Origin of the sequence: Curtobacterium sp. 320, from assembly GCF_031455235.1 — a bacterium.
Classification (GTDB): domain Bacteria; phylum Actinomycetota; class Actinomycetes; order Actinomycetales; family Microbacteriaceae; genus Curtobacterium.
Genome location: NZ_JAVDSI010000004.1, coordinates 80,992 through 102,960, shown reverse-complemented (window position 1 = coordinate 102,960; position 21,969 = coordinate 80,992). Strand labels below are relative to the sequence as shown.

The following is a 21,969-nucleotide window of genomic DNA, read 5'->3' as shown; positions in this document are numbered from 1 at the left end:
GGCGTCCGGGCGATACCCTTGTCCCGCAGCCGAGACCTCCCCGGGCGACGCGCCCGGGCCGCCACGACGGAGCCCACTCCCAGATGACCGACAGCGTCCCAGCGCCGACACGATCGCCGCAGCAGCACGACATCCTCATCGTCACCGGCATGTCCGGAGCCGGTCGTTCGACGGTGGGGAAGGCGCTCGAGGACCTCGGCTGGTACGTCGTCGACAACCTCCCGACGCAGATGCTCGCGCCGCTCACCGAGCTCGCGGACCGTGCCGGTGAGAAGATCCCCAAGATCGCCACGGTGGTCGACGTCCGCGGCGGCCGGTTCTTCACCGACCCCGAGCAGGCGGTCGAGCAGGTGCGCAAGAGTGCCTCGGCCCGCGTCCGGGTGCTGTTCCTCGAGGCGACGGACGCGGTCCTCGTGCGGCGCTTCGAGCAGGTGCGGCGGCCCCACCCGCTCCAGGGCGAGGACACGCTGCTCGACGGCATCGGCCGCGAACGCAGCCGGCTCGCTGCCCTGCGCGAGGCATCGGACCTCGTCATCGACACCTCCGACCTGAACATCCACCAACTCGCGAACGCCGTGACCGAGCAGTTCGCCGACGACCACTTCACGGGTGTCCAGGTGACCCTGATGAGCTTCGGGTTCAAGTACGGACTGCCCGCCGACGCCGACATGGTGGCCGATGTCCGGTTCCTGCCGAACCCCTACTGGGTCCCGGAACTCCGCCCGCACACGGGCCTCGACCGACCCGTCTCGGACTACGTCCTGGCCCAGCCCGGAGCCCGCACGTTCGTCGAGCGCTACGCCGACGTCCTCGAGCCGGTGTTCGAGGGGTACCAGCGCGAGAACAAAAGACACGCTACGATCGCCATCGGCTGTACCGGCGGCAAGCACCGTTCGGTCGCCATCGTCGCCGAGCTGGCGAACCTCCTCCGCGGGATGCCCGACGTCGCCGTGCGTGTGAAGAACCGAGACCTCGGCCGAGAGTGACCGTCCCTCCGGCCGCTCCACACGACGTGCGCCGGGCACGCGGACCCCACCAGAAGAAACGTTAGGAATGATGCTGTGCCGTTGACTGCCGAGGTCAAGGACGAACTGGCCCGGGTCGTCGTGAACCGCAACACGGTCCGCGCTGCCGAGCTCGCGACCATCCTGCGGTTCGCGGGTGGCCTGCACGTCATCTCGGGCCGGATCGCCGTCGAGGTCGAACTCGACACCCGGATCATCGTGCACCGTGTGCGCAAGGACCTCGCCGAGCTGTACGGCGTGCGGAGCGAGGCGTCGGTGGGGTCGTCCGCGTCCGCCCGTCGTGGCACCCGGTACCTCGTGCGCGTGCTCGAGGCGGGGGAGACCCTCGCCCGGCAGACGGGCCTCATGGACGCCCGCCGCCGCCCGGTGCGCGGTCTGCCGAACCGGCTCACCACCGGCAACCGCGAGGACCTCGCCGCGATCTGGCGTGGAGCGTTCCTCGCCGCTGGCACCCTGACCGACCCCGGTCGTGCCGCCGCACTCGAGGTCACCTGCCCCGGCAACGAGGCCGCGATGGCCCTGGTCGGCGCTGCCTCGCGGCTCGGCATCGCGGCGAAGGGCCGTGAGGTCCGCGGCGTGCACCGCGTGGTCATCCGCGACGGCGAGGCCATCGGCCAGATGCTGACCGTGATGGGCGCCGCCCGCACCACCGCCGACTGGGAGGAGATGCGCCAGCGCCGCGAGGTCCGTGCCACCGCCAACCGTCTCGTCAACTTCGACGACGCGAACCTCCGTCGCTCCGCGCAGGCCGCCGTCGCCGCGTGCGCGCGGGTCGAGCGTGCGCTGGAGATCCTCGGCGACGAGGTCCCCGACCACCTCCAGTACGCCGGCTCGCTGCGGCTGCAGCACCGCGACGCGTCGCTCGACGAGCTCGGCCAGCACGCGGACCCGCCGATGACGAAGGACGCCATCGCCGGGCGCATCCGCCGCCTCCTCGCGATGGCCGACAAGCGCGCGTCCGACCTCGGGATCCCGGGGACCGAAGCGAGCGTTCCCGAGGAGCTCGAAGGGGCCTGATCGACGGGCGTGACGGCGTTCCGGACGGGAGGCGCGGTGCCAGCTGGCACCGCGCCTCCCGTCCGTCCTCGGGGTGGTCCAGGGCGGCGCTCGCGACCGTCCGGACGGACCGTCATCCCGCGCGGTCTGGCAGAGTCCGACTGCTAGGGTCGTTACGGCGACGTTACGGGGCGTATCGTCCACCACACGTGGGCCCGAAGGGCCACACGACTCCGAAAGCAGCGCCCCCCGGGCGCTCCACACCCACCAGGAGATCCATTGACCGTCAAGATCGGTATCAACGGCTTCGGCCGCATCGGCCGGAACTTCTTCCGGGCCGCACTGGCCAAGGGCAGCGACCTCGAGATCGTGGCGGTGAACGACCTCACCGACAACGCGTCCCTCGCGAACCTGCTGAAGTTCGACTCCATCACCGGCAAGCTCCCGGCGACGGTCGAGCTCGACGGCGACAACATCGTGGTCGACGGCAAGGCGATCAAGGTCCTCGCGGAGCGCGACCCCGCCAACCTCCCCTGGGGCGAGCTGGGTGTCGACATCGTCATCGAGTCGACCGGCTTCTTCACCAAGGCCGCCGATGCGCAGAAGCACATCGACGCCGGTGCCAAGAAGGTCATCATCTCCGCCCCGGCCACGGGTGACGACGTCACCATCGTGCTCGGCGTGAACGAGGACCAGTACGACCCCGCGAACCACAACATCATCTCGAACGCGTCCTGCACCACGAACAGCCTCGCGCCGCTCGCCAAGGTGTTCCACGACAAGTTCGGCATCGAGCGCGGTCTCATGACCACGGTCCACGCCTACACCGCCGACCAGAACCTCCAGGACGGCCCGCACAAGGACCCGCGTCGTGCGCGTGCCGCCGCCCTGAACATCGTCCCGACCTCCACGGGTGCGGCGAAGGCCATCGGCCTCGTCCTGCCGGAGCTCGCCGGCAAGCTCGACGGCTTCGCGCTCCGCGTCCCGGTGCCGACCGGCTCGATCACCGACCTCACCCTCGAGACCAAGTCCGAGGTCACCGTCGACGAGATCAACGCCGCCTACAAGGAAGCAGCCGAGGGTCCGCTCAAGGGCATCCTGCTCTACAGCGAGGACCCGCTGGTGTCGACCGACATCACCACGGACCCGCACTCCTCGATCTACGACTCCGGCCTGACCAAGGTCATCGGCGGCCTCGTGAAGATCACCTCGTGGTACGACAACGAGTGGGGCTACTCGAACCGCCTCGTCGACCTCACCGAGTACGTGGGCGAGCGCCTCTAACCCATGGCACTCCGCACCCTCGAGGACCTCGGCGACCTCGCCGGCAAGCGTGTCGTCGTCCGTTGTGACCTCAACGTCCCGCTCAAGGACGGCGTGATCACGGACGACGGCCGCGTGCGCGCGTCGCTGACCACCCTGAACACCCTCATCAACGCCGGCGCCCGCGTCATCGTGATCTCCCACCTGGGCCGCCCCGACGGCGAGCCCAAGCCGGAGTTCTCGCTCGCGCCGGTGGCCCAGCGGCTCTCCGAGCTGCTCGGCAAAGAGGTCACGTTCGTCGGCGAGACCGTCGGTGACGAAGCGACCGCGGCCGCCGGGGAACTCGGGGACGGCGACGTCCTGCTGCTCGAGAACCTCCGGTTCAACCCGGAGGAGACCTCGAAGGACGCTGCCGTGCGCAGTGGCTTCGCGGACCGCATCGCCGCCCTCGGGGACGCCTTCGTGTCCGACGGCTTCGGTGTGGTGCACCGCAAGCAGGCCTCGGTGTACGAGCTCGCGTCCGCGCTGCCCAGCGCAGCGGGGTCGCTCATCGAGACCGAGCTCGGCGTGCTCGAACGCCTCACGACGACGCCGGAGCGGCCGTACACGGTCGTGCTCGGTGGGTCGAAGGTCAGCGACAAGCTCGGTGTCATCGACCACCTCCTGCCGCAGGTGGACACGCTCTGCATCGGCGGCGGCATGCTCTTCACGTTCCTCGCGGCCCAGGGCCACGGGGTCGCGAAGTCGCTGCTCGAGGCCGACCAGCTCGACGTCGTCCGCGAGTACCTCTCGCGGGCGAAGGAGCTCGGCGTGACGATCGACCTGCCGACGGACGTCGTCGTGGCGTCCGGGTTCGCGGCCGACGCCTCGCACGAGACCGTCGCCGCGGACGCGATCGAGTCGTCGTCCTTCGGGGCGGACGGCATCGGCCTCGACATCGGCCCGGAGACGGCGGCGCGGTTCGCTTCCGCGGTGTCCTCGTCGAAGACCGTGTTCTGGAACGGCCCGATGGGCGTGTTCGAGTTCCCGGCCTTCGCCGCCGGCACGAAGACCGTCGCGCAGGCCCTGACCGAGGTCGACGGCCTCGGTGTGGTCGGCGGTGGCGACTCCGCCGCGGCCGTCCGGTCGCTCGGCTTCTCGGACGACCAGTTCGGGCACATCTCGACCGGTGGCGGTGCGAGCCTCGAGTTCCTCGAGGGCAAGTCGCTCCCCGGTCTCGAAGCACTGGGGTGGTCGCGATGACCCGGACGCCGCTCCGTTCCCGTATCTCGGAAGGCGCAGCATGAACCGCACCCCACTGATCGCGGGCAACTGGAAGATGAACCTGGACCACCTCCAGGCCATCGCCACCGTGCAGAAGCTCGCGTGGACGCTGAAGGACGCACGCCACGACTTCGACGACGTCGAGGTCGCGGTCTTCCCGCCCTTCACCGACCTCCGCAGCGTGCAGACGCTCATCTCGGCCGACAAGCTCCCGATCCGCTTCGGCGCGCAGGACCTGTCCCAGTACGACTCGGGCGCCTACACGGGCGACGTGTCCGGGGCGTTCCTCGCCGCACTCGACGCGCAGTACGTCATCGTCGGACACTCCGAGCGGCGGACGCTGCACGCGGAGACCGACGAGGTCGTCGCCGCGAAGACCGCCGCGGCCGTCAAGCACGGTCTCGTGCCGGTGGTCTGCGTCGGCGAGACCGGGGAGCAGCGCGAGGAGCGCGGCGCCGGTGTCGTGCCGGTCGAGCAGCTGCAGGTCGTCCTCGACGCCGTGCAGCCCTCGGAGATCGTCGTGGCGTACGAGCCGGTCTGGGCGATCGGCTCCGGCCAGGCCGCGACCGCCGAGCAGGCGCAGGACGAATGCGCTGCGATCCGTCGCGGGATCGCTGCAGCCTGGGGCGACGAGGCAGCCGCGGCGACGCGGGTGCTCTACGGCGGCTCGGTGAAGTCGGGCAACATCGCCGGCTTCCTGCGCGAGCCCGACATCGACGGCGCGCTCGTCGGTGGCGCCTCCCTCGACGTGCAGGAGTTCGCGGCGATCGCGCGCTTCCGGCAGCACGTCGGACTCTGATCCACCGGACACAGGCCGGTCGCCATCGTGCGGCCGGCCTGTGCCACGCCCAGCCCGGGGACCTCGGCCGACCACCTGGCCGGTATACTCGGATGGCTGACTGACACGAAAGGTACGTCGTGGCGATTCTCTCCGTCGTGCTGCAGGTCCTGCTCGCGATAACGAGCCTCCTGCTCACGCTCCTCATCCTGCTGCACAAGGGCCGCGGTGGCGGCCTCTCCGACATGTTCGGCGGCGGCGTGACGAGCAACCTCGGGGCGTCCGGCGTCGCCGAGCGCAACCTCAACCGCATCACGGTGATCCTCGGTCTCCTCTGGATCGTGTCGATCATCGTGCTCGGTCTCATCAACAAGTTCACGGCGGGGAGCTGATCCATGGCATCCGGAGGCAGTGCAATCCGGGGTTCGCGCGTCGGCGCGGGCCCGATGGGGGAGCAGGACCGCGGGGTCCAGGCCGAGCGTGTGGCGATCTCGTACTGGGACGCCCTCGGCAACGAGGTCGTGCGGTACTTCGCCGCCGGCCTCCCCGATGACGAGATCCCCGAGACGGTGGACTCGCCGTCGACCGGGCTCCCGGCTGGTCGCGACAAGGACAACCCTCCCGTGGTCTCCAAGACCGAGCCGTACAAGACGCACCTCGCGTACGTGAAGGAGCGCCGCACCGAAGAAGAGGCGGCGCAGCTCCTCGAGGACGCGTTGCAGCAGCTCCGTCAGCGTCGCGGCACCGCGAAGTAGTCGCACGAGACGTCCGAAGGCCCCCGTACCGATCCGGTACGGGGGCCTTCGTGCGTGCGGGGCCGGCGAGGTCGCACGACATGCCGTGCGGGCGCCGCCGAGGTCGCACGAAGCGCTGCTTCCGCGCGCTGCGGGCGACACTTTGTGCGACCTCGGCGGCCGGCCGGGCCGGCGGGCGCGCCGCGCGCGCCGCGCGGGCGGGCGCGGGGGCGGCCGCACCCGCGGACGGACGGGAGGCGCGGTGCCAGCCGGCACCGCGCCTCCCGTCCGTCAGGGACCCGCGTCTAGTACGTCGACGCGATGAGGTTCTCGGGGACGTCGCGAGCGGCGTCCTGGTCCACGAAGAACACGGTGCGCTTGCGCCCCTGCACGCCACCGACGGGGACCTCGTCGACCGAGGCACCCGCGAGCGCGAGGCCGAGGACCGAGGCCTTCTCGGCACCCGACAGGATGACCCAGACACGCTGCGACGCGTTGATCGCCGGGTAGGTGAGGGTCAGGCGCTGCGGCGGCGGCTTGGGAGAGTCGTCCACCGGGAGCACGATGCGGTCGGTCACGGTGAGCTGCGGGAACTCCGGGAAGAGCGACGCGGTGTGACCGTCGGGTCCGACCCCGAGGAGCGTGATGTCGAACCGGGGCGCGATGGCGTCGTCCGGCGCGGCGGCGTGCAGCTCCTGCTCGTAGCGGGTCGCAGCGTCCTCGATCGAGATGCCAGCGTCCGACGCCGCGATCGGGTGGATGTTCGATTCCGGGATGTCGACGTGGTCGAAGAAGTCCGTCTGCGTGCCGGTGATGTTGCGATCGGCATCGCCCGCGGGCACCCAGCGCTCGTCGACCCACCACACGTGCACCTTCGACCAGTCGACGCTCTCACGCGCCGGCGACTGGCCGATCGCGGCGAGGACGAGGGACGACACGGAGCCACCGCTGATGGCGATGTCCGCGCGCTCCTGCTCGTCGAGCACGTCGATGATCTTCGTGATGAAGCGTGCGGCGACCGAAGCGCCGAGGGCCTGCTTGTCCGGGTGCACCAGCACCCGCCGTTCGTTGGTCACGTGACTCCCGTGTTCGTGGTGGTCGACCGGTCGTACGACCACCGTCGGTCCGACCGTCCGGGCCGGCCGCCGCTCGCGCTGGACGAACGACGGCCGGCCCGACCGGTCGTGTGGGGCTTGCTCAGCCGGCGATGGACTCGCGCAGCTGGGGGACCCCGTGCTTGACGACGTCTCCGAAGAGGACGTCCGGGTCGAGTCTACGGAGTTCCTCGGCCAGGCAGTCGCGCAGGTTGCGGCGCGGCAGCGACAGGTCGTGCGTCGGCTGCCCGGGCATCGAGAGCGTCGCGACGTCCACCAGGGACCGCTCGAGCTCGATGGTGCCGGACTCGCGCACGAGCTTCACGCCGTGGATGCCGCTCGACCCGGTCGCACGCGGCGACGTGACGACGGCCACCGGCACCTCGAGCTGCAGCTGCAGCCACGCGGCGAGCAGGATCGTCGACGGGCTGTCGTACGCCCCCGAGACCTCGACGGCGGTGATCGGCTCGTACGGCGGCTGGTCGAGCGCCGCGGCGAGCTGGTTCCGCCACAGGGTCAGTCGGGTCCACGCGAAGTCGGTGTCGCCCGGCACGTACGAGGCACCGAGGGCCTCGATCGCACCGTTCGGGTCCTTCTGCGCGGCAGCGTCGGTGATCCGTCGCTGGGCGATGCGACCCAGGGCCGAGGCCGAGGGCTGCTCCGGGGCGGTCTGCGGCCACCAGGCCACGACGGGCGCGTCCGGCAGCAGGAGGCCCGTGACCAGGCTCTCCTCGTCGGTCGCGGTCTCGCCGTAGGCACGGAGGACGATGACCTCGCTCGCACCCGCGTCGCTGCCGACGCGGATCTGCGCGTCGAGGCGACCGGGCGACTTCGTGTCGCCGTCGTTCTTCGACACGATGATGACGCGCATCGGGTGCTCGCGGGACGCCTCGTTCGCGGCCTCGATCGCCTCTTCCTCGTGCCCGAGAGCCGTCGAGATGATGAGCGTCAGGACACGACCGAGGGCGACGGCGCCGCCCTCTTCGCGGATGTGGACGAGCTTCTTCTGGATCTTCGAGACCGTGGTGTTCGGCAGGTCGATCTTCATGGACGCCTCCAGGTCCGGCCGTCGCGGGCGAGCAGGGCGTCGGCGGATGCCGGGCCCCACGTGCCGGGACGGTACTGCTCGGGCTGGCCCTGCGTGGCCCAGAACTCCTCGATCGGGTCGAGGATCTTCCACGACAGTTCCACCTCTTGGTGACGGGGGAACAGGGGCGGGTCGCCGAGGAGCACGTCGAGGATGAGTCGCTCGTACGCCTCGGGCGAGGCCTCGGTGAACGCGTGGCCGTAGCCGAAGTCCATCGTCACGTCGCGCACCTGCGTGCCGACGCCGGGGACCTTCGAGCCGAAGCGGAGCGTGACGCCCTCGTCCGGCTGCACACGGATGACGAGCGCGTTCTGGCCGAGGGGCGACTGCGAGTTGCCGTAGACGTCCTCGGGGACACGCTTGAACACGATCGCGATCTCGGTCACGCGGCGACCGAGACGCTTGCCGGCGCGGAGGTAGAACGGGACGCCCTGCCAGCGACGGGTCGCGATGTCGAGCTTGATCGCCGCGTAGGTCTCGGTGCCGGACTCGGGGTCCATACCCGCTTCCTCGAGGAAGCCGAGCACCTTCTCGCCGCCCTGCCAGCCGCCGGCGTACTGCCCGCGGGCCGTGGCGGTCGACAGGTCGTCGGGCAGGCGCACCGCGGAGAGGACCTTCTCCTTCTCGGCGCGGAGGTCCGCCGCCTTGAACGAGACCGGCTCCTCCATCGCGGTGAGCGCGAGGAGCTGCAGGAGGTGGTTCTGGATGACGTCGCGCGCCGCACCGATGCCGTCGTAGTACGCGGCACGTCCGGCGACGCCGATGTCCTCGGCCATCGTGATCTGCACGTGGTCGACGTAGTTCGAGTTCCAGATGGGTTCGTACATCTGGTTCGCGAACCGCAGCGTCAGGAGGTTCTGGACGGTCTCCTTGCCGAGGTAGTGGTCGATGCGGAACACGTCGTCCGGAGCGAAGACGCTCTCGACGATCGCGTTCAGCTCGCGCGCCGTGCGGAGGTCGGAGCCGAAGGGCTTCTCGACGACCACGCGGCTCCACGAGTCCTCGCGCTTCTCGGTCAGCCCGGACAGCTTGAGCTGCTCGGTGACCACGGGGAACATCTTCGGCGGGATGGACAGGTAGAACGCGTGGTTGCCGAGCGTCCCGCGCTCCGCGTCCAGCGTGTCGACGGTCCGCTTGAGCTCGCGGAACGCCTCGGGGTCGTCGAACGATCCCTGGACGAACCGGATGCCCTGTTCGAGCTGACGCCAGACGTCCTCGTCGAACGGGGTGCGCGAGTGCTCCTGGACCGCGTCGTGGACGAGCTGGGAGAAGTCTTGGTCCTCCCAGTCACGTCGAGCGAACCCGACGAGGGCGAACCCCGGGGGCAGGAGCCCTCGGTTCGCCAGGTCGTAGACCGCGGGCATCAGCTTCTTGCGGGACAGGTCGCCCGTCACGCCGAAGATGATGAGGGTGCTGGGTCCCGCGATCCGGTTCAGTCGACGATCCGTCGGCAGCCGGAGCGGGTTGTGCTCCGGGGTGATTGCCACCGGTGACATGAGTCGGTGAACTCCTTCGAGAGTCAGAGGGTGACGGCGGCCGTCAGTGCTGCGGTGGCAGCTGCGACGTCCGTCGTCGTGAGGGTCAGGACCGGGCGGCCGTGCTGCGCGAGGACACTCGCGTCGCCGGAGGCCTGGGCCTGGATGAGCTGGCCGAACGTGAACGGACGACCGGGGATGGCCAGGTCGTCGGGCTCGTCGGCCACGATCTGGAGGAACACGCCGTTCGCCGGGCCGCCCTTGTGGTACTGGCCGGTCGAGTGCAGGAAGCGCGGTCCCCAGCCGAACGTGACGGGTCGGCCGGTGCGCGCCGCCAAGGCGTCGCGCAGCGACTCGAGGTCCGGGTTCGCGGTGCGGTCCACGTACGCCTGCACGGCCAGGTAGCCGGTGGGGCCGACGTGGTCCAGGAGGCGCGACACGGCTTCCGCGATCGTCGTCCCGACCGCCAGGCCCTCGGTCGCGTGGACGGCGGTGCCGTCCTCGGTGAAGGCCGGATCGGTCGGTGCCGGGCGGTCGTCCAGGAGGGCGCGGGCCGCGGACTTGGCGGCCTCGACGTCGGGCTGGTCGAACGGGTCGATGCCGAGCAGGCGACCGGCGACGGCCACGGCGTACTCCCACACGAGGAGCTGGCCGCCGAGCGTGCCGGTGATCTCGACCTCGCCCTCGGCGACGTGGCGCTCGTCCTCGCGGGAGCCGACGAGTCGGATCACCTGCAGGTCGGGCAGTCCAGCGGTCACCTCGGGGGAGTCGACGTCGAGCACGACCGGCAGCAAGCCGCGGCCGTCCTTGCCGGTGGACTCCGCGATCAGCTGTTCCGCCCAGTCGCCGAACCCGACGATGTGGGTGCCGTCCGCGACGATGCCGATCGTGGAGCGGAGGGGCGCAGTGCCCCCGAGGACGGCGCCGAGCACGAGGCCGGGGTTCTCGTCGATGTCGACCGAGAGCAGCGCCGAGATGGCGTCGGCCTCGTCGAGGAGCTCCGCGATGTCGGCACCGGCGAGGCCGGACGGCACGAGGCCGAACGCGGTCAGTGCGGAGTAGCGGCCGCCGACGTTCGGGTCGGCGGTGAAGACGCGGTACCCGGCGTCCGTCGCGACGGCCTCGAGCGGGGAGCCCGGGTCGGTGACGACGACGATGCGCTTCGCCGGGTCGATGCCGGCGTCGCGGAAGGCCTGCTCGTAGACACGGCGCTGCGAATCGGTCTCGAGGGTCGAACCCGACTTCGAGGACACGACGAGCACGGTGCGGTCCAGCTGGTGCTCCACGGCGGCGCGGACCTGCGCCGGGTCGGTGGAGTCGAGGACCGTCAGCGGCACGCCGGCGGTCCGGGTGATGACCTCGGGCGCGAGCGACGAGCCGCCCATGCCGGCGAGGACGACGTGGTCGACCCCTTCGGCGAGGAGCGACTCGCGCAGCGCGACGATCTCGGCGACGAGCGGGCGGGAGACCGAGACGGCCTCCACCCAGCCGAGACGCTTCGACGCCTCGGCCTCGGCGTCGGGACCCCAGAGCTCGGGGTCCTGGGCAGTGATGCCCGACGCCACCAGATCGGTGACGAGGCGCGGGACCACCAGTTCGATGGCCCGCGCCGCGTCACCGCTGGCGGCGATGGAGACCGTCACTACTTGGCGCCCTCGAGTGCGTTCTTGACGGTGTCGACGAGCTCGCCCCACGAGACGTTGAACTTGTCGACGCCCTCCTTCTCGAGCAGCGCCACGACGTCGTCGTAGTCGATGCCCTGGGCGGCGAGCTGGTCGAGGACCTGCTGCGCGGCGTCGAACGAGCCGGCGATCGCGTCGCCGTGGATCTCGCCGTGGTCGAACGTGGCGTCGAGGGTCTTGCCCGGCATGGTGTTGACGGTGCTCGGCGCGGCCAGCTCGGTCACGTAGAGCGTGTCGGGGAGCGACGGGTCCTTGACACCGGTCGAGGCCCAGAGCGGACGCTGCGTGTTCGCACCGGCCTCGAGCAGGCCGAGGGCGCGCTCGGAGGCGAACGCCTCGGTCCAGACCTGGTAGGCGAGCTGCGCGTTGGCGATGCCGGCCTTCGACTTGAGGGCCTTCGCCTCGTCCGTGCCGACGGCGTCGAGACGCTTGTCGATCTCCGAGTCGACGCGCGACACGAAGAAGGACGCGACCGAGTGGATCTTCGAGAGGTCGTGGCCGGCGGCCTTGGCCTTCTCGAGGCCACCGAGGTAGGCGTCGATGACGGCGCGGTAGCGCTCGAGCGAGAAGATCAGGGTGACGTTGACCGAGATACCGGCGGCGATGACCTCGGTGATGGCCTCGAGACCCTCGACCGTTGCCGGGATCTTGATGAGGACGTTCTCCTTGCCGACCTTGTCGAACAGGAACTTGGCCTGCTCGATGGTCTTCTGGGTCTCGTGCGCGAGGCCCGGCTCGACCTCGATCGACACGCGGCCGTCGAAGCCCTTGGTCGAGTCGTAGATCGGCTTGAAGACGTCGGACGCGTTGGCGACGTCCTGCGTGGTGATCTCGAAGATCGCGTCGGTGACCTCGGTGCCGGCGGCGGCCAGCTCCTTGACCTGAGCGTCGTAGCGCTCGCCCTTGGCGAGGGCCGAGGCGAAGATCGTCGGGTTCGTCGTGACGCCGACGACGTTCTTCTCGGCGATGAGGGACTCGAGCTTGCCGGTCTCGAGGAGCTCGCGGGACAGGTCGTCGAGCCAGATGCTCACGCCGACCGCGGAGAGCGCGGCGGTGGGGGTGTTCTCAGCCATGTGTTTCTCTTCTTTCCTTCATCGGCCTGGTGGCCGGGGTCTGGGGGACCGGGAGGCGCGTGGCGGGGCCGAGCCGCGCCTCCCGGAAGAAGGGCCGGATCCGGCGAACCGGACCCGGCCCTCGGGGGGTCAGGAAGCCGCGAGGGATTCCTTCGCGGCGGCCACGACGTGCTCCGTCGTGAAGCCGAACTCCTTGAACAGCGTCTGGTAGTCGGCCGAGGCACCGAAGTGCTCGATCGAGACGCTGCGGCCCTTGTCGCCGATGATGTCGCGCCAGCTCATGGCGATCCCGGCCTCGACCGAGACGCGCGCGGTGACGTTCTTCGGCAGCACCTGGTCCTGGTAGTTCTCGGACTGGGCGCGGAACCACTCGAGCGACGGGGCGCTCACGACGCGGGCGTTGATGCCCTCGCCCTTGAGCTGCTCGCGTGCCTCGACGGCGATCTGGACCTCGGAACCGGTCGCGATGAGGATCACGTCGGGGGTGCCGTTCGGCGCCTCGGCCAGGATGTACGCGCCCTTGGCGACGTTCTTCGCCGAGGCGAAGACCTCACCGGAGGCGTCGCCCTCGCCACGCTCGAAGACGGGGAGGTTCTGACGGCTCAGCGCGATGCCGGCCGGGCGGTCCTTGTGCTTGAGCATCTCGAGCCAGGCGTAGGCGACCTCGTTGGCGTCGGCAGGGCGGACGACGTCCAGACCCGGGATCGCGCGGAGGGCGCTGAGCTGCTCGATCGGCTGGTGCGTCGGGCCGTCCTCACCGAGGGCGACGGAGTCGTGCGTCCAGACGTAGATCGCCGGCGCCTGCATGAGCGCGGCGAGACGGACCGCCGGACGCATGTAGTCGCTGAAGATGAGGAACGTGCCGCCGAAGGGGCGGGTGTTCCCGTGCAGGACGATGCCGGACAGGATCGAGCCCATCGCGTGCTCGCGGATGCCGAAGTGCAGCACGCGGCCGTACGGGTCGGTGCTCCACGCCTTGGTCGAGGCCTCGACCGGACCGAAGGACTTGGCGCCCTCGATCGTGGTCAGGTTCGACTCGGCGAGGTCGGCCGAGCCGCCCCAGAACTCGGGCATGAGCGGCGCGATGGCGTTGATGACCTTGCCGGAGGCGGCACGGGTCGAGACGGCCTTCTCGGTCGGGAAGACCGGGAGGGCTTCTTCGAGGCCCTCGGGGAGCTCACCGGCGTTGATGCGGTCGAGGAGCGTCTTCTTCTCGGGGTTGGCCGCGGCCCACGCGTCGAAGGTCTTCTGCCACTCGGCGTGCTGCGCCTGGCCCTTGGCGACGGCACCGCGGGTGTACTCGAGCACCTCGGGGTCGACGTGGAAGGTCTGCTCGGGGTCGAAGCCGAGGACCTCCTTGAGGCCCTTGAGCTCCTCGCCACCGAGGGCGGAGCCGTGGATCTTGCCGGAGTTCTGCTTGGTCGGCGACGGCCAGCCGATGATCGTCTTGAGGACGATGAGCGACGGCTTGTCGGTGACGGCCTTGGCGGCCTCGACCGCGGCGAAGAGGGACTCGACGTCTTCCGAGTACTCGCCCGTCTTCTTCCAGTCGACGGTCTGGACGTGCCAGCCGAGCGCCTCGTAGCGGTCCGGGACGCTCTCCGAGAAGGAGATGTCGGTGTCGTCCTCGATCGAGATCTGGTTCGAGTCGTAGAAGACGACCAGACGACCGAGCTGCTGGCGGCCGGCGAGGCTCGCGGCCTCGTTCGTGACGCCTTCCTGCATGTCGCCGTCACCGGCGATCACGTAGGTGAAGTGGTCGAACGGCGACTCGCCGTCGGCGGTCTCCGGGTCGAAGAGGCCGCGCTCGAAGCGCTGCGCGTAGCCGAAGCCCACGGCCGAGGCGAGGCCCTGGCCGAGCGGGCCGGTGGTGATCTCGACGCCGTCGGTGTGGCCGTACTCCGGGTGACCCGGGGTCTTCGAGCCCCACTTGCGGAGGTGCTGGAGGTCCTCGAGCTCGAGGCCGTAGCCGTGCAGGTAGAACTGCACGTACTGGAGGATCGAGGCGTGACCGGCGGAGAGGATGAAGCGGTCGCGGCCGATCCAGGTGGAGTCGCTGGGGTCGCGACGCATCACCTTCTGGAAGAGCAGGTGGGCGACCGGCGCGAGGCTCATCGCGGTGCCGGGGTGACCGTTGCCGGCGGCCTCGACCGAGTCGGCGGCGAGTACGCGGGCCGTGTCGACGGCCTTCCTGTCGATGGCGTCCCAGGTGAATTCAGCCACTTGGATGTTGACCCTTCTTGATGCGACATGTGCGAGGGCTCGTGCCATCGCACGGACATGATCGCCGTCCCGGGGCCTTCGTCGGGTCGCCGTCTCGCGGCGGCCGACCGGCTCTTCGCGGCCGACGTCATCGGGGCACGCACTGCGGGAGGGCGACTCCAGCATAGTGACCATGCACTCAGAAGGGGTTCAGGTGACGCCGGTTGTCCACTCGTCGTCGCGGGGACCCGCCGTCGGCCGGGCGTGTCGGTGGGTGACTTCGGTCCGGATGGCGGGGCGGGGCATCATCGCGGCGCCTCCATCACGTAAACTGTCGGGGACCCGTGCGCATTCCGGGTCGACGCACGCCCCGACGACGACGGAGCCGTCCACCGAGCGTGTGAGCTGACGCGAACAGACTGAGGTTCCCTTGCCGACTGCCACCGTGACCCGGCCCGACACCGATCGACCCCGCTCGACGCTGTCGCGCAAGGTGCGCGCCTACGTCTCACTGACGAAGCCGCGGGTCATGGAGCTGCTGCTCGTCACGACGGCGCCGACGATGTTCCTCGCCGAGCGCGGGGTGCCGGACCTGTGGCTCGTCTTCTGGACGATGCTCGGTGGCGCCATGTCGGCCGGGTCCGCTTCGGCCTTCAACTGCTACATCGACCGCGACATCGACCGGCTCATGAAGCGCACGAGCACCCGGCCGCTCGTCACCGGAGAGCTCTCCGACCGTGAGGCACTCGTCTTCTCGTGGGTGCTCGGCGTCGCGTCGACCGCGGTCCTCGGGTTCCTGGTGAACTGGCTCGCGGCCGCCCTGAGCGTCATCGCGATCCTCATCTACGTCTTCGTCTACACGCTGTGGCTCAAGCGCCGCACCCCGCAGAACATCGTCTGGGGCGGTTCGGCCGGCTGCATGCCCGTGCTGATCGGCTGGGCGGGCGTCACCGGGTCGTTGACCTGGGCGCCGGTCATCCTCTTCATGGTGATCTTCCTCTGGACGCCGCCGCACTACTGGCCGCTGTCGATGAAGTACCGCGACGACTACGACGCCGCAGACGTGCCGATGCTCGCGGTCGTCCGCGGTCGCACGGTGGTCGGTCTCCAGGTCGTCCTGTACGCGTGGGCGACGCTCGTCTGCTCGCTGCTGCTCATCCCGGTCGCACACATGGGGCCGCTCTACACGGTGGTCGCGCTGGCCGGTGGCATCTGGTTCGTCGTCGAGTCGCACCGGCTGTACTCGCGGGCGATCCAGCACGTGGAGCACGTGCAGCCGATGCGCGTCTTCCACAGCTCGATCACGTACCTGACGCTGCTGTTCATCGCCGTGGGCATCGACCCGCTGCTGCCGCAGGTCTTCACCTTCTAGCGCTGGGCGATCGCGGCCGTCTCGGCTGCGGACCCGGTGCGACATCGTCGCTGTCGTACGACAGCGACGATGTCGTTCGTTGCGGGCGCGGGTTGTTGGCCGCGCTGGCGTGCGACGAGGCCGTCGTCGTACGACGTCGGTGGGGTCGTTCCGGGTCCGCAGGAGGCGCTGGGCGCGACCACCCATCGGCCTGGAGGCGCGTGACGGGCCCGAACCGCGCCTCCAGTCCGTCAGCTGGTCGCGTTCCGCACGACGAACGACACCCCACGAGTCGATCGACTCGTGGGGTGTCGGCGACCGCGAGCGGTGCGCCGCGCGTCAGCCCGCGATCGGCTCACGGACGGCCTGGCGACCGGCGGTGCCGCGCGTGGAGAGCGTCACGACCGTGGTGGCACCGACGAGCAGGCCCGCGAGGACCATGTGCGTCCCCACCAGACCGACGGGCAGCCCCGTGCGCGCCTGGGTGAGCCCGACGGCGATCTGGACGAACTCGACCACCAGGAGCAGCAGCGCCCACTTGCTCGACAGGCGCAGGCGGACCGCGCCGACCACGAGGACGAGGGTCAGGGCGAACAGGACGTATGCGGGGATCGCGTGGAGGTGCTCCATCACGGCGGGGTCGAAGCCGGTGCGGTGCAGTCGTCCGCCGTCGACCGCCTCGTCGGCGCCGGCGTGCGGGCCGCTGCCCGTGGTGAGGATGCCGACGAGCACCGTGACGACGACCGCGGCGACGGTGCCGCGCACGACGCCCGTGTACCAGCCGGGGACGAGCCGCTCGGCGGTGCGCGGACCACGCATCGCGCGGTAGACGAGTGCGGCCGTGACCGCCGTGAGTGCCGCGGAGACGACGAAGTGCAGCCCCACGACGAACGGGTTGAGGTTGGTCCAGACGCTCATGCCGCCGATCACGGCCTGCACCGGGATCGCTGCGCCTTGGGCGAACGCGAGCCAGAACAGTTCGGGGCGCGTGCGGCGCATCCGGACGACGAGCAGGAACATGGCGATCGCGACGACGACGAGCACGAAGGTGAGCAGTCGGTTGCCGAACTCGATGACGCCGTGGATGCCCATCTCGGGCGTCGAGACGAGGGAGTCCGCCGTGCACTTCGGCCAGGTCGGGCACCCGAGACCCGATGCGGTGAGGCGGACGAGGCCGCCCGTGCCGATCAGGATCACCTCGACGACGAAGGACGCCCAGGCGAGGACGACGACACGCTGGTCGACGACACGGGGGAGCGACCACCACCGCGCAGGGCGGACGTCCTGGTCGACGGGGGATGCGACGCGAGTCACGAGCGTGGTGCCTTCCTGTTGTTCCGTGCAGCGAACCTGTAGGATTCGAGGGTTCAGCAGCAGTCAAGTCTAGGCAGGCGCCGGCTCCGAATGGTCCGAGATCGCCGTTCACACCCAGGACGTCGACACTCAGGGCTGTGTGGAACCATCGACGTTGCGAGGGAGCAACACCGTGTCCACCGCGCACGCGACGAGCGTGTCGGGGGTCTGCGGTGGAATGGCGTCCAGACGCCACGGGTTGACACCCGAAGACGCTGCCGCGAGAAGGAAACGAGGAGACCATGTCCGACGTGCTCATCGACCGTCCCGAGCTCGAAGGGCTCGGCCAATACGAGTTCGGCTGGTCCGACTCCGACTCGGCCGGCGCCTCTGCTCGCCGCGGCATCTCGGAAGAGGTCGTGACCGACATCTCGAACCTCAAGTCCGAGCCCGAGTGGATGCTCAAGAACCGGCTCAAGGGCCTGCAGCTCTTCGGCCGCAAGCCGATGCCGACGTGGGGTGCCGACCTGACGGGCATCGACTTCGACAACATCAAGTACTTCGTGCGCTCCACCGAGAAGCAGGCGCAGTCGTGGGAGGACCTCCCCGAGGACATCCGCGCGACCTACGAGAAGCTCGGCATCCCCGAGGCCGAGCGCCAGCGCCTCGTCGCCGGTGTCGCCGCGCAGTACGAGTCCGAGGTCGTGTACCACCAGATCCGTGAGGACCTGGAACAGCAGGGTGTCATCTTCATGGACACCGACACGGCGCTCCGCGAGCACCCCGAGATCTTCGAGGAGTACTTCGGCACCGTGATCCCGGCCGGCGACAACAAGTTCGCCGCGCTGAACACGGCCGTGTGGTCCGGCGGCTCGTTCGTCTACGTCCCGAAGGGCGTCCACGTCGAGATCCCGCTGCAGGCCTACTTCCGGATCAACACCGAGAACATGGGCCAGTTCGAGCGGACGCTGATCATCGCGGACGAGGACTCCTACGTCCACTACATCGAGGGCTGCACCGCCCCGATCTACAAGTCGGACTCCCTGCACTCGGCCGTCGTCGAGATCATCGTGAAGAAGAACGCCCGCGTGCGCTACACGACGATCCAGAACTGGTCGAACAACGTCTACAACCTCGTCACCAAGCGTGCGATCGCGCACGAGGGCGCCACGATGGAGTGGATCGACGGCAACATCGGCTCCAAGGTGACGATGAAGTACCCCTCGATCTACCTTGCGGGTGAGCACGCCAAGGGCGAGACGCTCTCCGTCGCCTTCGCCGGCCCCGGCCAGCACCAGGACGCCGGCGCGAAGATGATCCACATGGCGCCGTACACGACGTCGTCGATCGTCTCGAAGTCGATCGCCCGTGGCGGCGGTCGTGCCGGGTACCGCGGTGAGGTCCGGGTCGACCCGGCAGCCCACCACGCGGCGAACACCGTGCGGTGCGACGCGCTGCTGGTGGACACCATCAGCCGGTCGGACACGTACCCGGCGATCGACATCCGCGTCGACGACGTCCAGCTCGGGCACGAGGCCACGGTCTCCCGCGTGAGCGAGGAGCAGCTGTTCTACCTCATGTCGCGCGGCATGCCCGAGGACGAGGCGATGGCGATGATCGTCCGCGGCTTCATCGAGCCGATCGCCCGCGAGCTCCCGATGGAGTACGCACTCGAACTCAACAAGCTCATCGAGATGAGCATGGAAGGATCCGTCGGCTAGATGTCCAGCACCACCCCTCCCCACATCGACCAGCCGATCGAGCCCGCGGCGACCACGCAGCACGGCGCCGGAGCACACTCCGACGGCGGCTGGGACGCGCCCGACAAGACGATCCCGGTGCAGACCCGCTCCGAGCGGTTCCAGTCCGGTGACGTCGACGCGTTCCCGACCGTCACCGGGCGAGAGGTGAACTGGAAGTTCGCGCCCCTCGCGAAGCTCCAGCCCCTGCTCGACGGTGGCCTCGACGGATCCGCGTACCCGTTCCTCGCCCGCCAGTCCGACGGCGCCGACGTCGAGTGGGGGCGCAGCGACGACCCCCGCGTCGGCACCGCCGGCCTGCCCGAGGACCGCGCCGCCGCGGCCGCCTGGACCGCTCGCGACGCGGTCCTGGCCGTCACGGTGAAGGCCACCGAGGCGCACGAGTTCATCACGATCACGCGCTCCGACTTCGGCACGCAGCCCCGCGCCGCGCACACGGTCATCACGGCCGAGGCGCACGCGCAGGGCATCGTCGTGCTCGACAACCGTGGTTCGGCGCTCCTCAGCGAGAACGTCGAGATCGTCGTCCGCGACGGCGCCCGCCTGACCGTCGTCAGCCTGCAGGACTGGGACGACGACGCGGTGCACGTGTCGACCCACTTCGCCGAGGTCGGCCGCGACGCCTTCCTCAAGCACGTCGTGGTCTCGCTCGGCGGCGACGTCATCCGGGTCAACCCCTCGACGCACCTCGGTGCGCAGGGTGCCGACACCGAGATGTACGGCGTGTACTTCGCCGACGCCGGTCAGTACATCGAGCAGCAGGTCTACGTGAACCACGACGCGCCCAACACGCGCGGTCGGGTCAACTACAAGGGCGCGCTGCAGGGCCAGGGTGCGCACACGGTCTGGATCGGCGACGTGCTCATCGGGCGCGCCGGCGACGGCACGGACTCGTACGAGCAGAACCGCAACCTCGTCCTCACCGACGGCACGCGCGCGGACAGCATCCCGAACCTCGAGATCGAGACGGGCAACATCGAGGGCGCCGGACACGCGAGTGCGACCGGCCGCTTCGACGACGAGCAGCTGTTCTACCTGCAGTCCCGCGGCATCCCCGAGGAAGAGGCACGTCGTCTCGTCGTGCTCGGCTTCCTCGTCGAGGTCATCCAGAAGATCGGTGCGCCCGAGCTCGAGGAACGCCTCATCGCCGCGGTCGAGCAGGAGCTCGCCGAGGGGCGCTCGGTCATCGCCGAGGCCGCACCGGAGGCCTCCGCCTGATGTCGACGAAGGTCTGTGCCGAGGCGGACATCCAGGTGGACAGCCCGATGCGCGCCGTGGTCGACGGCACCGCGGTCGCCATCGTCAAGGACTCCGCCGGCACCGTGCACGCGATCGGCGACACCTGCACCCACGGGGACATCTCCCTGGCAGAGGGGTTCGTCGAGGGCGACACGCTCGAGTGCTGGGCCCACGGGTCCCGCTTCTCGCTGGCCACCGGCAAGCCGCAGAACTTCCCGGCGTACGAACCCGTCCCGGTCTTCCGGGTCGAGGTCCGCGACGGCGAGGTCTACGTCGACGTGCACGACCCCGTCCCGGTCGACTGAGACCGCTCCGACCCGGCCGTCACCGGCCTCCACTCACTTCCCGCGGCTGACGCCGCACACCAGCTGCAACCGAAGGAACGCAATGTCCACTCTCGAAATCCGCGACCTGCAGGTCTCGATCGACACCGACCAGGGTGTCAAGGAGATCCTCAAGGGCGTCGACCTCACCATCAACGAGGGCGAGATCCACGCGATCATGGGGCCGAACGGCTCGGGCAAGTCCACCCTCGCCTACACGATCGCCGGCCACCCCCGGTACAACGTCGTCGGTGGCTCGATCACGCTCGACGGCGAGGACGTCCTCGCGATGAGCGTCGACGAGCGTGCCCGTGCCGGCATGTTCCTCGCCATGCAGTACCCGGTGGAGATCCCCGGCGTGACGGTGTCGAACTTCCTCCGCACCGCCAAGACCGCGATCGACGGCGAGGCCCCGGCGCTCCGCAGCTGGGTGAAGGACCTCCGCCAGTCGATGGCCGACCTCAAGATGGACTCGGCCTTCGCCGAGCGCAACGTCAACGAGGGCTTCTCCGGCGGCGAGAAGAAGCGCCACGAGATCATGCAGCTCGAGCTCCTCAAGCCGAAGTTCGCCGTGCTCGACGAGACCGACTCCGGCCTCGACGTCGACGCGCTGAAGATCGTGTCCGAGGGCGTCAACCGTGCCAAGGCCGCGACCGGTCTCGGCGTGCTGCTCATCACCCACTACACGCGCATCCTCCGCTACATCAAGCCGGACTTCGTGCACGTGTTCGTCGCGGGCAAGGTCGCCGAGCAGGGTGGCCCCGAGCTCGCGGAGCGCCTCGAGAACGAGGGCTACGACCGCTACGTGCAGGCCGCAGCCGCTGCGGCGGGGAACTGATGATCACCGCACTCGCACCGGAGAAGTTCGACGAGGTCGTCGAGGGCCTCAAGGAGGTCCAGGACCCGGAACTCGGCGTGAACATCGTCGACCTCGGGCTCATCTACGACCTCGCTTGGGACGACGAGGCGACCGCGCTCGTGATCAGCATGACCCTGACGAGCGCGGGCTGCCCCCTGACCGACGTCATCGAGGGCGACACGGCGAACGCGCTGGACGGCATCGTCGACGCGTTCCGGATCAACTGGGTCTGGATGCCGCCGTGGGGCCCGGAGCGGATCACCGACGACGGGCGCGAGATGATGCGCGCGCTCGGGTTCTCGATCTAGTCGCGACCCCCTGACGGACGGGAGGCGCGGTGCGCGACGCCGAGGTCGCGCAACCTGTCGCCCGCGACGCGCGCCAGCGGCGTGTCGTGCGACCTCGGCGGACCGCGCACGGCGTGTCGTGCGACCTCGGCGATCGCCCACGCGCGCCCGCGCGCGCCCCCGCG

General features: G+C 69.8%; 20 protein-coding genes. 13 read left to right on the top strand and 7 right to left on the bottom strand.

Annotated features, from left to right (window positions below; genetic code table 11):
- Window positions 1-83: 83 nt before the first annotated feature.
- From rapZ to J2X60_RS07320, 7 genes are all read left to right on the top strand, one after another.
- Window positions 84-986, top strand: coding sequence for an RNase adapter RapZ (rapZ, locus tag J2X60_RS07350; RefSeq protein WP_070416211.1), 903 nt, complete (start codon window positions 84-86; stop codon window positions 984-986).
- 75 nt (window positions 987-1,061) lie between these two features.
- Complete coding sequence (gene whiA / locus J2X60_RS07345; protein ID WP_070416210.1) at window positions 1,062-2,042, top strand: DNA-binding protein WhiA; 981 nt, start codon at window positions 1,062-1,064, stop codon at window positions 2,040-2,042.
- A gap of 258 nt (window positions 2,043-2,300) precedes the next feature.
- A complete protein-coding gene (gene gap / locus J2X60_RS07340; protein ID WP_070416209.1) occupies window positions 2,301-3,305 on the top strand; it encodes a type I glyceraldehyde-3-phosphate dehydrogenase in 1,005 nt (334 codons plus the stop codon).
- A 3-nt stretch (window positions 3,306-3,308) separates the two neighbouring features.
- Complete coding sequence (locus J2X60_RS07335) at window positions 3,309-4,526, top strand: phosphoglycerate kinase (protein WP_071296303.1); 1,218 nt, start codon at window positions 3,309-3,311, stop codon at window positions 4,524-4,526.
- 40 nt (window positions 4,527-4,566) lie between these two features.
- The gene (gene tpiA, locus J2X60_RS07330; protein ID WP_309886951.1) at window positions 4,567-5,346 is read left to right on the top strand and encodes a triose-phosphate isomerase; all 780 of its coding nucleotides are present in this window, start codon (window positions 4,567-4,569) and stop codon (window positions 5,344-5,346) included.
- A 119-nt stretch (window positions 5,347-5,465) separates the two neighbouring features.
- Window positions 5,466-5,717, top strand: a complete 252-nt coding sequence (gene secG, locus J2X60_RS07325) for a preprotein translocase subunit SecG (protein ID WP_056124375.1) — start codon at window positions 5,466-5,468, stop codon at window positions 5,715-5,717.
- A gap of 3 nt (window positions 5,718-5,720) precedes the next feature.
- On the top strand, window positions 5,721-6,080 hold the full coding sequence (locus tag J2X60_RS07320; RefSeq protein ID WP_309779632.1) for an RNA polymerase-binding protein RbpA: 360 nt from the start codon (window positions 5,721-5,723) through the stop codon (window positions 6,078-6,080).
- A 284-nt stretch (window positions 6,081-6,364) separates the two neighbouring features.
- Here J2X60_RS07320 and pgl read toward each other — a convergent pair whose 3' ends face one another.
- From pgl to tkt, 6 genes are all read right to left on the bottom strand, one after another.
- Window positions 6,365-7,135: a 6-phosphogluconolactonase gene (pgl, locus tag J2X60_RS07315; protein WP_071296304.1), complete on the bottom strand. Its 771-nt coding sequence runs from the start codon at window positions 7,133-7,135 to the stop codon at window positions 6,365-6,367.
- 121 nt (window positions 7,136-7,256) lie between these two features.
- The gene (locus J2X60_RS07310) at window positions 7,257-8,201 is read right to left on the bottom strand and encodes a glucose-6-phosphate dehydrogenase assembly protein OpcA (RefSeq protein ID WP_070416205.1); all 945 of its coding nucleotides are present in this window, start codon (window positions 8,199-8,201) and stop codon (window positions 7,257-7,259) included.
- Window positions 8,198-9,736, bottom strand: a complete 1,539-nt coding sequence (gene zwf, locus J2X60_RS07305) for a glucose-6-phosphate dehydrogenase (protein WP_309886950.1) — start codon at window positions 9,734-9,736, stop codon at window positions 8,198-8,200. Before zwf ends, J2X60_RS07310 begins: the two co-directional genes overlap by 4 nt.
- A gap of 23 nt (window positions 9,737-9,759) precedes the next feature.
- Window positions 9,760-11,358 (bottom strand): glucose-6-phosphate isomerase, encoded by a 1,599-nt coding sequence (locus tag J2X60_RS07300; RefSeq protein ID WP_309886949.1) that lies wholly within the window; start codon window positions 11,356-11,358, stop codon window positions 9,760-9,762.
- Window positions 11,358-12,470, bottom strand: coding sequence for a transaldolase (gene tal / locus J2X60_RS07295; RefSeq protein ID WP_070416202.1), 1,113 nt, complete (start codon window positions 12,468-12,470; stop codon window positions 11,358-11,360). Before tal ends, J2X60_RS07300 begins: the two co-directional genes overlap by 1 nt.
- Before the next feature lie 129 nt (window positions 12,471-12,599).
- Entirely contained in the window at window positions 12,600-14,693 is a 2,094-nt protein-coding gene (gene tkt, locus J2X60_RS07290) for a transketolase (protein WP_071296307.1), read from the bottom strand.
- A gap of 424 nt (window positions 14,694-15,117) precedes the next feature.
- Between tkt and J2X60_RS07285 the strand changes: the two genes are divergently transcribed.
- Entirely contained in the window at window positions 15,118-16,044 is a 927-nt protein-coding gene (locus tag J2X60_RS07285) for a heme o synthase (RefSeq protein WP_070416200.1), read from the top strand.
- A 318-nt stretch (window positions 16,045-16,362) separates the two neighbouring features.
- Here the strand turns inward: J2X60_RS07285 and J2X60_RS07280 are convergent, their stop codons facing one another.
- Complete coding sequence (locus J2X60_RS07280) at window positions 16,363-17,337, bottom strand: COX15/CtaA family protein (protein WP_309779629.1); 975 nt, start codon at window positions 17,335-17,337, stop codon at window positions 16,363-16,365.
- 281 nt (window positions 17,338-17,618) lie between these two features.
- Here J2X60_RS07280 and sufB point away from each other — a divergent pair, with 281 nt between their 5' ends.
- The 5 genes from sufB to J2X60_RS07255 all read left to right on the top strand — a co-directional run bounded on the left by sufB (window position 17,619) and on the right by J2X60_RS07255 (window position 21,805).
- Window positions 17,619-19,037: a Fe-S cluster assembly protein SufB gene (sufB, locus tag J2X60_RS07275; protein WP_070419047.1), complete on the top strand. Its 1,419-nt coding sequence runs from the start codon at window positions 17,619-17,621 to the stop codon at window positions 19,035-19,037.
- The gene (gene sufD, locus J2X60_RS07270) at window positions 19,038-20,294 is read left to right on the top strand and encodes a Fe-S cluster assembly protein SufD (RefSeq protein ID WP_071296308.1); all 1,257 of its coding nucleotides are present in this window, start codon (window positions 19,038-19,040) and stop codon (window positions 20,292-20,294) included.
- Complete coding sequence (locus J2X60_RS07265; RefSeq protein WP_070419609.1) at window positions 20,291-20,620, top strand: non-heme iron oxygenase ferredoxin subunit; 330 nt, start codon at window positions 20,291-20,293, stop codon at window positions 20,618-20,620. The genes sufD and J2X60_RS07265 overlap by 4 nt, the downstream gene beginning before the upstream one ends.
- Window positions 20,621-20,702: 82 nt before the next feature.
- A complete protein-coding gene (sufC, locus tag J2X60_RS07260) occupies window positions 20,703-21,476 on the top strand; it encodes a Fe-S cluster assembly ATPase SufC (RefSeq protein WP_070419045.1) in 774 nt (257 codons plus the stop codon).
- Window positions 21,476-21,805 carry a metal-sulfur cluster assembly factor gene (locus J2X60_RS07255; protein WP_022906025.1) on the top strand — a complete coding sequence of 110 codons (330 nt, stop codon included), beginning with the start codon at window positions 21,476-21,478 and terminating at the stop codon, window positions 21,803-21,805. Before sufC ends, J2X60_RS07255 begins: the two co-directional genes overlap by 1 nt.
- Window positions 21,806-21,969 lie beyond the last annotated feature (164 nt).